This is a genomic window from Azospirillum sp. B506 (genome assembly GCF_000333595.1).
In the GTDB taxonomy this organism is placed as follows: Bacteria; Pseudomonadota; Alphaproteobacteria; order Azospirillales; family Azospirillaceae; genus Azospirillum.
Window position 1 is genome coordinate 1 of sequence record NZ_BADK01000700.1, and the last position, 10,004, is coordinate 10,004.

Below are 10,004 nucleotides of genomic sequence, written 5' to 3' on the forward strand. Positions count from 1 at the left end.
GTGAGCTTCAGCACATAACTCTGCTCATCGGAGCTTTGATCAGGAACGCTTTGCTCCCCCGGCAGCGTGACGTGGAAGTTGCGGTCGCGCTCGCTGCTCAGTTCGCGGACGGTGCCGGTCAGCCCGAAATGCCGGCGCATCATCGCGCTCGCCTCGTCCGTGGAGATCGGCGGCGCGACGGTGGTCAGAACATCACGCTGTGTCATGGCCGAACTCTCCTCGTCAGTCGAAGCTTTGAATGCATGATGCATCATCGTCATGTGCAGCCCGGCGCCTTGGCCGGAGAAGGGGCGGAACGGTTCAGGACGCCAGCGCCCTGGGGGTGGAGGCGGGACCCTGGCTCACGGCGTCGATCCGTTCCAGGATCGGGCCGCTGGCCAACAGGATGTCGGCCTGAATGGCGCGGGTGGCGGCCGGACCGTCGTGACGGCGGATGGCCTCCATCAGCGGATAGTGATGGTCGATCATCGTTCGTCCGGCGCCGCCATAGACGTCGGCGATCAACGGTCCCATCTGCAGCCACAACCGCCGCAGGATGTCGCCGAGCACCGGCATGTCGGCAATGCCGGCCAGTCTGAAGTGGAAGATCTGGTTGAGTTCGGTGGCCAGCGCCGTATTGCCGGCCGCCATCGCTTCCTCGTTGTGGCGCAGCAGGACTTCCAACGCATCGATCTGGTCCGGGGTGGCCTTCTCGGCGGCACGGGCGGCAGCCAGCCCTTCGAGATTGACGCGGATGTCGCGGATCTCCAGGTAGGCGGAGCGGCTCAGCAGCGGAACGCGGATATCGCGTGGCGAGCGCAGCACCAATGCCTGATCCTGCACCAGACGGAGGATGGCATCGCGCACCGGCGTGACGCTTGTGCCCAGCCGTTCGGCCAGATCCCTGATCTTGAGGCGGTCGTTCGGCTTGAAGGCACCCTTCATCAGCGCCTCGCACAGTTTCTGATAAATGGTGCCGCCGAGATTGTCGTGCTCAAGAAGGGAGAGGTCGAACCCGCTCATCGTTTGCCTCCCGCCCTCGCATCCCGTGATGTTGTATGATGCATCATAATGGCGCCCTCTATCCCCGGTCAAGGCCCGCGCCTGTTCGCCGATCACAATTCCAGCGCCTGCCATGCCAACGGCATCCGTCCGCTCCCGGCTTGCCGGACCTTACCGTTTCATGGCATCCGTGATGACGCTCTTCAATGCAGCCCTGTCACGGTACAAAACTCGGATATGCTCGGCGAGCATCCGTTCTTGTGCAAGGAATCTATTTTCCGACATTGCTTTCAGCCGATCAGCATTTGATGTCGGAGGGATGCTGAGCATCTTGTCGAGATATGTCGGCAGATGATATCGGGCCAGTGTGGCGCTGGAGACGGACTGTGCGAAGTCGACGCCCTTTTTGTAATTCCCGGCAATATCCTCTGCAAGATCTGTCGGAGAGAGCTTTCTGCCGCAGCAGCGGCCGGTAAAATTGTACCGCGCCGCCCGGTCGAAATTCGACTCATCGAGATAACCCGGCCCTCCGAAATGGTCGTAAACATAGACCGGGGTCCGGCTCGTCAATGCATATTGGACGGACTTGCCGATTGAGACGACAAGATCGCTTTCCTGTATGATTTCGGGCGTAACCAGCTGCTGTCCAGTCCCGGAGCGGCCGAGATGACGCACAATATGTTGTGATTTCAGAAGGTTGATCGCCTCCAGCAGAACCGGGTCGGCGTGATTGCTGATGACCGTCATCACCAGCGGCTTGGGTGCGTACGACACCCGGTCACGGAAGTACGCTGGAGGGGCTGCATTATGAAATGTTGTTATGGCGGATTTTACCCCCACATGTTCCAGATGCTCGGCGGTCAGCAGGGAGTTTGCAAACGTGTGGTCGGCGATGAGCTGGTCATGGAGCCAACCGCCACTTTCCATGTAGGAGCGCCTGGATAGGCGGCCAAAAATGAACGCGGTTTCCCTTTTTGCCCCATCATCGAACGAATAGTTGAACAGCCCGGCAACCTGATGCTGGAAGTACACTATGTCGTAAGAAAAGGGGTTTATATTTTCCGGATCTGTTTCTATCGTCAAGCCAAGGGTGTTCTCGATGATTTTGTCGAGGGGCGATCCTGCGCAATTGGCAAACAAGGTTATGTTATGGCCAAGAGAAGAAAAATATTCAGCAAATTCCAGAATGATTATTTCAGAACCAGTGAAGTCCTGTAGGTGGTTTGTCCCCAATAGGATTTCCATATTGTATATTGCCATTGTGATCGCGGGAAACCGACGAAATATGGCAGTGCCTTCGCCGCTTGACAATATGAAGCCAGCGATACGAATGGCGTGCTGAGACCTTCACAGCCTTCCACAGTGCCGCAAAGTTTCTACTGATTGAAATTCACCAAAATTCTTTCATCAGGCGCGTGTGTCGCCGGCAGTCACGGCCAGCCGTGCCATCGATGACGAGCGCCGGAGCCTCCATGCCTGTCCCGTCAGTTCCGCTGCCCGTCGGGATCGCCTGGCCGTCGCCATGATCGCCGTCGCCATGATCGCCGTCGACCGACCGACGGAGAGGATGCCGGGGCGCCCGCGATGCCGGGCCGCGCCCGACGGATCGCGCATGGCCGGGACGGACCGCGGCGGTCCGCTCCCGGCTTTGCGTCCTTACTGGCCGAGCGACAGCTGGATCGCCTTCTCCAGCTCGGCCTTCTTCTTCTCCAACGCCTTGATCTGCCGTTCGCTTTCCGCGGTATCGGCAGGGGTGGCGGCGCCGTTCGCCTTCATCTTGAAGTCGAGGTCGTTGATGTCGCGGTTGACGTCGTCGACCTCGTTCTTCATGCGCCGGTATTCCGCCTCGCTCAGCTTCTTGTTGCGCCGTGCGCGGTCGAGATTCTGGCGCACGGTGGCGAGTTCGGACTGGGCGCTGGCGATGCGGCGCTCGTTGCGCTCGATGTCGCGCTGGCTCGACACCAGCTGGTCGCCGAGGTCGGCGTTCTGCGCCTTGGCGGAGGCATATTGCTGGCGCGCCGCCGCTTCGCGCGCCTGCGGACCGCCGGCGCGCAGATCGGCCTTCTGTTCCATATAGGTGTTCACGCAGCCGCCCAGCAGCAGGGCCAGGGCGCCGGCCAGCAGCGGGCCGCCTGTCCGTTTCGTCGGTGCCTGTCTTGTCGGTGTCGGTCTTGTCATGGCGCCGTTCCTCAGACCTTGGAGATCGTCAGGGCGGCGTTCATCCCGCTGACATTCTGTTCAAGCTGTGCGATCTGCGTGTTCAGCACCTTGATCTTGGCGTCGAACTGCGCGGAGGCGCTGCCTTCGCCGCTGAATTTCTGGCTGGCCTCCTGGTAGGTGTCCCGCTTCTTGCGCAGCGATTCCAGCGAGCTTTCCATCAGGGAGCGGTTGTTCTCCAGGCGCGTGCGCTCGCTTTCCAGCTGGGCAAGGCTGGTCTTGCCGGACTTGTATTCGGCGGTCGTGCGCTCCAGGCGGGTGCGGGAATCGGACAGCACCTGGTTGGAGCTGTTGACCAGCGCCTTCAGCCGCGTGTTGTCGGCATCGACGTCGCGGGTCATCGCCTCCACCATGCGCACCCGGTTGTTGCCGGATTCCTGCGCCTTGGCGGTGATGTAGCCGTCCACACCGCCGGCGATGCCCCCCGCAACGCCGCCGATCACCGCGCCCTTGGCGATGTTGCGGGCGTCGCCCGTCATCGCACCGACCAGGGCTCCCACCAGGATGCCCGCCACCGCGCCGGCAGCAGCGCCACCGGCCACCGTCTCGTTGAAGACCTGCGAGTCCTTGCACAGCTGCATCTCGGCGGCCGAAAGCTGCGCGGTGTTGCTGGAGCACTGTGCGGAGGCAGTGCTGTTGCCCGAGGTGGCGCAAGCCGACAGGGCCAGCGACCCGGCCAGGGCGACGGCGACTGCGCGGCTGGCGCGGCCGGTGGTTAAGCGGGTCAGCGAAAGCGTGTGCGACGTCATGGTAATGCCCCCATTTGTGAACAAGCGTGTGGTGTTGCCCCCTCCCGGTGTCCTCAGGGAACCGGGATTTCCCCCAGTGTCTTTGGGTGATCGAGTTTGCCGTCGGCGCGCAGGCGGGCCGCATGGCGGATGCAGAGGTCGATGAAGCCGTTGAGCGACGCCAGGTTCCGTGCTTCGAACTCGCGCTTCAGCACCTCGGCCTGGGCCAGCATCAGGGCCTCCGGATACTCGGCGTTCAGCTGGGTCAGCGTGTCGATGTAGTAGCCGAGATTGAAGTCGAGCGTCGCACGGTCGGTCTCCAGCGCCCGGCGGATGCCGTCCCGCAGCTGCTGGTTCGCTTCCGACAGGGCTTCGATCTGGCGTTCCTTGGTCGCGACGATGCGCTTGTCGTCGGCCAGCTTGCGCGCAAGATAGGCGCCGACGCGGATTTCGCTGCGGGCGGCGCGGGCACGCTGCTCGTTGCTGGTCTGGATGCTGGATTTGATGACGGTGGACAGGTTGCGGATTCGCTGCTTCAGCGCCGGATCCTCCACCGCGGCGCCCAGCACCTCGACCTCCTTCACCGGATCGTCCTGCGGGCCGGCGATGGCGGCGGCGGCGGCCTTCGGCAGTTCCTCCCAGGCCTTGCGCACCGCGCCGATGCGCTGGGTGCTGGGCAGGCTGGGCGCTGCCAGGGCGAGGCGGAAACCGGTCGAGGGCGACCGGCGCTCGCCGCGCTTGTCGGTGGGAACGAACTCCTCGCGCGCGGCGCTGCGGATGTCGGCCAGCGGGGTGCGGAAGTCGCCGCCCTTCACCGTCTGGCCGCCGGCCTGCCCATGCAGGCGCGACAGCTTGTTGAGGCGGAAGGGATCGAGCACGAACTCCCCGGCATTGCCCAGCATGTCGTAGAGGCCGAGCGGGTTCGGCTTCAGCAGGCCGATGGCGTTCAGCTCGTTGTTGGCGGACTCGCTGCCCTGATACCAGACATAGCTCGCCGCCCCCTCCGGCATCGGGAAGCTGGGTTGGACGAACACGCTGTCCGACACCGCGATGCCGCCGCGGGCCGCGAACTCCCATTCCGCCTCGGTGGGAAGCCGGACGAATCCCGGGGCGCCGTCCTCGGCCGGCAGGCGGTCGAGCGCATTCTTGACCAGCCAGGTCGAATAGGCGCCGGCGAAGGCCACCGCCTCCGCCCAGGTCACCTGCACCTTGGGCAGGCGGGCCTCCTCGCCGGGTTCGGCGCAGCTGCCCGACAGCGCGGCGTATTGCTGGCGCGTGACCTCGTACTTGCCGATGTAGAAGGCGTGCAGGTTCTTGGCCTTCGGATCGGTGAAGCCGCCCCCCACCCAATCGCGCCGGCTGTTTTCCGAATAGGCGAACTTCGCCTCGCCGCCGCCCAGCTCGACCCGCCGGTCGTCCAGCGCCCCTTCGGCCGGCACCGCCACCTTGCGGAAGGTCATGGCGCCGCCGCAGGGCATGGGCAGAACCAGATCGTCCTTGTCGGCCTTGGGATTGTACAGCGCTTCGGGCCAGCCCGGCTTGGCCGGCTCGGCGGCGAAGCCGGGGCCGGGAACCGTCAGCGCTCCGAGGAGGAGAAGGATCGGGGTGCGGTTAGACACTGCGCAGCTCCTCGCTGGTTTCGATCCGGCGGCAGGCAAGCCCGATCGCCGCCGCCGGCAGCAGCGACAGCGCGAGCGTCAGCGCTGCCGCGGCCAGCAGGTCGGGCGCCGTCAGCCGGCAGGCGGCCTCGCCCGCCGTGACGCTCTCCTGGAAATGTCCGTTGATGATCAGCGCCGTTCCGGCGAAGGCCGCCGTCGCCACCACGCTGCCGACCAGCGCCAGCAGGGCCGCCTGCGCCACCGGGAAGGCGACCAGCCAGCCGCTGCCGTAGCCGGTGAGGTTGAGGATCGCCAGATCGCGGCGCTTGCGGCGCAGGTTGCCCCATTGGCTGGCCGTCACCGCCACCACATAGCCGGCCACCGACAGCGCTGCGATGATCAGCAGGATCGCCCGCAGATTGCGGTCCAGCGTCAGGGTGGAGGCGATTTCGGCGTGGCGGGTGGCGACCGCCAGCCCGTTGGCCTGGAAGTCGGCCGCCAGTTTCTGCACGTCGCGGATCGAGCGGGCATAGAGGCGGAACAGCGGATAGTCGGCGACCGCCGCCGCCGGCTCCCCCGCGGTGGCGCCCAGGGCCGGGGCGGCGCTGCCGTCGCGGAAATCCTGCACCGCCTGCACCAGCGCCAGCGACCCGAAGGCGCTCATGCCGCCATCGCGCTGCATCGGCAGCACCGCCTGCACCCGCAAGGGGAAGGCGAGCGGCTCGGTCCGGCCGCCGCGCGTGCGCTCGGCATAGGCGGTGACCTCGGCGCCGGAGGCCACGCCCAGCCGGTCGGCGGCGCGGGCGCTCAGGATCACCGTTCCCATGCCGGCCGCCCCGGCGACGGAGGCCGCATGCGGTTCGGTCACCGGGTCGCCGGGGGCGGTGGGCAGAAGCGTGACGCGCGCCTCGCCGCGCCCGTTCGACGGGGTTCCCTCCCCGGCGCGCAGCAGGTCGATCTGGCCGGCGATCTGCCGGGTCGCCGGCATGACGAAATCGACGTCCGGCCGCGCCGCCATCGTTGCGAACCAGGCGCTGTCGAAACGGTGGCCCCCGGTCACTTCCGGCACCACCAGCCGCATGGCCGGGTCGCGGTTCAGCCGGTCGATCAGCGTGCCGATGGCGCCCTGCTGCAGGCCGGACAGCACCAGCAGCGGCGTCAGCACCGCGGCGATGGCGATGATCTGGCACAGCGCCATCGGCCATTCGACCCGCAGGTCGGACAGCGCCAGTCGGAACAGCTGGACAATGCGGGGCATCATGCCGCCGCCTCCACGCTTGCCGCCTCATGGCGGATCGTGCTGGCGCCGGTGCCGGCCCGGCATTCGACCACGGTCAGCCCGGTGCGCTCGGCCAGGGCATGGTCATGGGTGACGACCACCAGCGCCGCGCCCTGGTGGCGGGCGACGGCGCTCAGCAGCGCCATGGTGCCCTCGGCCAGCGACGGGTCGAGCGAGGCCGTCGGCTCGTCGGCGAGGATCAGCGCCGGCCGGTGCGCCAGGGCGCGGGCGATGGCGACCCGCTGGCGCTGGCCGATGGAGATCTGCCGCGGCAGCCGCCGCCCCAGCTCCGCCACGCCCAGCCATTCCATCAGCGTTTCCGCCGGGCCGGGGCAGGGCAGGCCGAGCGCGCGGCGGGTCAGCAGGATGTTCTCGCGCACCGACAGGAACGGCACCAGACCGCCGGTCTGCAGCACATAGCCCATGTGGGCGGCACGCAGGGCGGTCAGCCGGTCGCGCCCGCCGCCGCGCCACAGTGCCATGACGTCCACCGCCGCCCGTCCCGGCATCGACAGCGCGAAGCGCGCCGCCGCGGTGGGGGCGAGGATCAGCGACAGCAGGTCGAGCATCGTGCTCTTGCCGCAGCCGCTGGGGCCGACCAGGGCGATCTGGTCGCCGGGGAACAGGGCGAAGCGGTCCACCGCCAGCCGGAACCGGTCGGCCCCGGCGGCGCGTTCGTGGATGCAGTTCTCGATGTCGACGAGCGGCGCGGTCATGACGTCAGGGCAGGCTGTCGAGCGGCACCGGATAGACCGCATCGCCGGCCGATGCCTGGTCGTGCAGCTTCACCCAGCGGTCGACGTCGTCATGGAAGCGCTGGTACAGCGCCACCTTCGACTTCACGTCGTCGATGATCGCCTGCTGCTCGCCCACGCCCATGCGGGCCCAGCCGTCCGGGTCGATGGACATGATGCGGCTCTGGTAGGGCAGGCCCTCCAGATACTCGCCCATCAGGCCGGTCTCCTCCAGGTTGCGGGCCTTGCCCTGGGCGATGCGGCTGGGGTCGCGGCCCATGGCGGCGGCGGCGCTGCGCAGCTGGTTGAAGAAGTCGCCGGGGTCGATCTGCCCGCGCTCGCCGGCTTCCGTCACCTTGCGCAGAGTCGCCTGCAGGTCGCTCAGCTGGTTCTTGGTCAGCAGCACGCGCACGCTGAACGACGCGATGTCCGGCTTGCGGAAATCGCGGTCGGAGGCCCAGGCCTCGAACATCGACGGCGCCTTGGTGCCCTGGACCTCGCCGAGATAGGCGAGGCGCATGGCCTTGCCGACATCCTCCGCCGCCTTCGCCATGCGCTGGTCTTCGGGCGACGGTGCGGCTGCTGCGGGCGGCTTCGCCTCGCCCTCGGCGGCCTTCACCTGGTTGACCAGCAGCTCGGCCAGCCGCTGCACCTGGGTGCGGAAGGCGTCGGCGTCGCCGGCCGGCACCGGGAAATACAGCGAGCCGACATTCGGGAAGTTGCTCAGCCGCTCATACTGGGCGCGGGCGGCGGCATGGTCGTTGCGCCCCTCGGCGGTCTGCAGGTGCAGCACATAGATGGCGACGCGGTTGTCCTGCGCCAGCTGGCGGATCTGCGCGGTGGACAGCCCGGTGCTGGCGAGCGGCGAGTTGCCCTCGCGCGAGCTGGCGTCGGTGAACCAGATGACATAGCGGCCGCCGAACGGCTTCCAGTCGATCTTGCGGATCGCCTGCTCCAGCCCGGCATAGCCGTCCTCGGCGAAGGCGCGGGTGGAGGCGGCGGAGGCCGACACCCCCTTGATCGAGTCCAGGAAGGCGGCCTTGGTCGCGGTGGAATTGGGATCGGCGAAGGTGCGCGTCAGATACTCCACGCCCTTGGCCTTCTGCGGATCGTCGCGGTAGGCGATCATGCCGAAGCGGACGCGCTCGTTCAGCTTGGCGGTCTCGACCTGTTGGTAGACCTGATCGATGGCGGCGCGGGCGCGGTCGATGTAGGGCTGCATCGACGAGGTGGCGTCGACCAGGAACACCACGCCAGAGCGGAAGCTGGCCAGATCGGCCTCCGGGTTGCCGCGGCGCGGCGCGGCGGGGGCCAGCGGCTGTTCCTTCTCCTTGGTCACCGAGGCGACGCGCACCGTGCGCACCTTGAAGCCGGACTTCAGCACGGTGGAGTTCGCCTCCAGGATCGGCAGCAGGTAGAACTGCTTCTGGAGGTCGACGAAGGTTTCCGGCTCGGCCGAGACGATGGGGCTGTCCGCCGCCATCTTGCCGGCCGCCACCTGCTGGCGCGCGGCCTCGGCATCGACCAGGAGCTTGTCGGAGTTCAGCAGATCGACAAGGCTCTTGCGGTCCTTGAAGAACAGAACCCGCTCGCGGTTGGCCGGGTTGCTGAAGGCCATTACCAGCGTGTGCCGCCAGGGGATGGTGTCGGCGGCATCGACCCAGCCGACGGTCTTGCCCTCGCTGTCGACCCCGACCTCCAGGAAGCTTTTGCCCCCCTGCTCCTTGCGGTCGTAGACGAAGAAGACCGACATCGGCGGAACGGTCTTGCCGGTGCCGCCGGGGGCGGCGGCCAGCATGGTGCCCGGCCGGGTCAGCACGCGCTGGTGCAGCGCGGTCTTGCCCTCGATCAGCAGCGGCGTCCGCTTGCCGGTGGCCTGGGCCAGGGCGGGTGCGGCGCTGCCGGCCAGCAGGGCGATGGCGAAGCCGGCGACGGCAACGGCGCGCAGGGGTGCGGCGATCATTTCGGCAGTGCCTCCTTGGCCTGGACATGTCCCTGGTCGGCCGCCTTGCGCAGCCATGCGAGTCCGGCATCCGCCCCTTGCGGGTCGTCGGTCTGGCCGCTCATCAGCAGGCGGCCGTAGCGGTATTGCGCCTCGGCGTTGCCGGCCTCGGCGGCGCGGCGGTACCAGTTCGCGGCCTGCGCCGGGTTGGGGGAGGGCAGCGGGCTGGTCTCGGCGGAATGGGTGGCGGGGTCGTACATTTCGCCCACCGCGATGGCCGCCTCGGCGCTGCCCTGCTCGGCGGCGTGGCGGAACAGCAGGAAGGCGCCGTCCAGCGCCTTGGCCTGGCGGTAGCGCTGACCCGCGGCATAGGCGTCGCCGGCCGGCGTACCCTGCTGAACCAGCTTGCGCGCCTCCTCGACGGTGGTCGGCGCCGGGGCGGGAGTTTGAACGGGGGCGGGCTTGGCCGGCTCGGCAATCTTGGCGGTCTCGACCGGCTTGGCCGGCTCGCCGTCCTTGTTCTGC

8 protein-coding genes and 2 pseudogenes are annotated in these 10,004 nt (G+C 67.4%); all 10 read right to left on the reverse strand.

Annotated elements, in window-relative coordinates; all coding sequences use genetic code 11:
• A pseudogene (locus I71_RS20925) lies at positions 1-206 on the reverse strand (serine kinase); the annotation flags it as partial.
• Positions 207-300: 94 nt separating this feature from the next.
• The gene (locus I71_RS20930; protein WP_042697540.1) at positions 301-1,002 is read right to left on the reverse strand and encodes a GntR family transcriptional regulator; all 702 of its coding nucleotides are present in this window, start codon (positions 1,000-1,002) and stop codon (positions 301-303) included.
• Between the two features lie 150 nt (positions 1,003-1,152).
• The gene (locus I71_RS20935; RefSeq protein WP_049976221.1) at positions 1,153-2,226 is read right to left on the reverse strand and encodes a hypothetical protein; all 1,074 of its coding nucleotides are present in this window, start codon (positions 2,224-2,226) and stop codon (positions 1,153-1,155) included.
• Positions 2,227-2,637: 411 nt separating this feature from the next.
• On the reverse strand, positions 2,638-3,159 hold the full coding sequence (locus I71_RS20940; protein ID WP_042697546.1) for a hypothetical protein: 522 nt from the start codon (positions 3,157-3,159) through the stop codon (positions 2,638-2,640).
• An 11-nt stretch (positions 3,160-3,170) separates the two neighbouring features.
• Positions 3,171-3,947, reverse strand: a complete 777-nt coding sequence (locus I71_RS35105) for a hypothetical protein (RefSeq protein WP_049976222.1) — start codon at positions 3,945-3,947, stop codon at positions 3,171-3,173.
• A gap of 53 nt (positions 3,948-4,000) precedes the next feature.
• Positions 4,001-5,545 (reverse strand): SUMF1/EgtB/PvdO family nonheme iron enzyme, encoded by a 1,545-nt coding sequence (locus tag I71_RS20950; RefSeq protein ID WP_049976223.1) that lies wholly within the window; start codon positions 5,543-5,545, stop codon positions 4,001-4,003.
• Positions 5,538-6,785: a hypothetical protein gene (locus I71_RS20955; protein WP_049976224.1), complete on the reverse strand. Its 1,248-nt coding sequence runs from the start codon at positions 6,783-6,785 to the stop codon at positions 5,538-5,540. The genes I71_RS20950 and I71_RS20955 overlap by 8 nt, the downstream gene beginning before the upstream one ends.
• On the reverse strand, positions 6,782-7,519 hold the full coding sequence (locus tag I71_RS20960) for an ABC transporter ATP-binding protein (RefSeq protein WP_042697549.1): 738 nt from the start codon (positions 7,517-7,519) through the stop codon (positions 6,782-6,784). Before I71_RS20960 ends, I71_RS20955 begins: the two co-directional genes overlap by 4 nt.
• Before the next feature lie 4 nt (positions 7,520-7,523).
• The gene (locus tag I71_RS20965; protein WP_244433959.1) at positions 7,524-9,500 is read right to left on the reverse strand and encodes a vWA domain-containing protein; all 1,977 of its coding nucleotides are present in this window, start codon (positions 9,498-9,500) and stop codon (positions 7,524-7,526) included.
• A pseudogene (locus tag I71_RS35110) lies at positions 9,497-10,004 on the reverse strand (SEL1-like repeat protein); the annotation flags it as partial. The gene I71_RS20965 and the pseudogene I71_RS35110, both read right to left, overlap by 4 nt.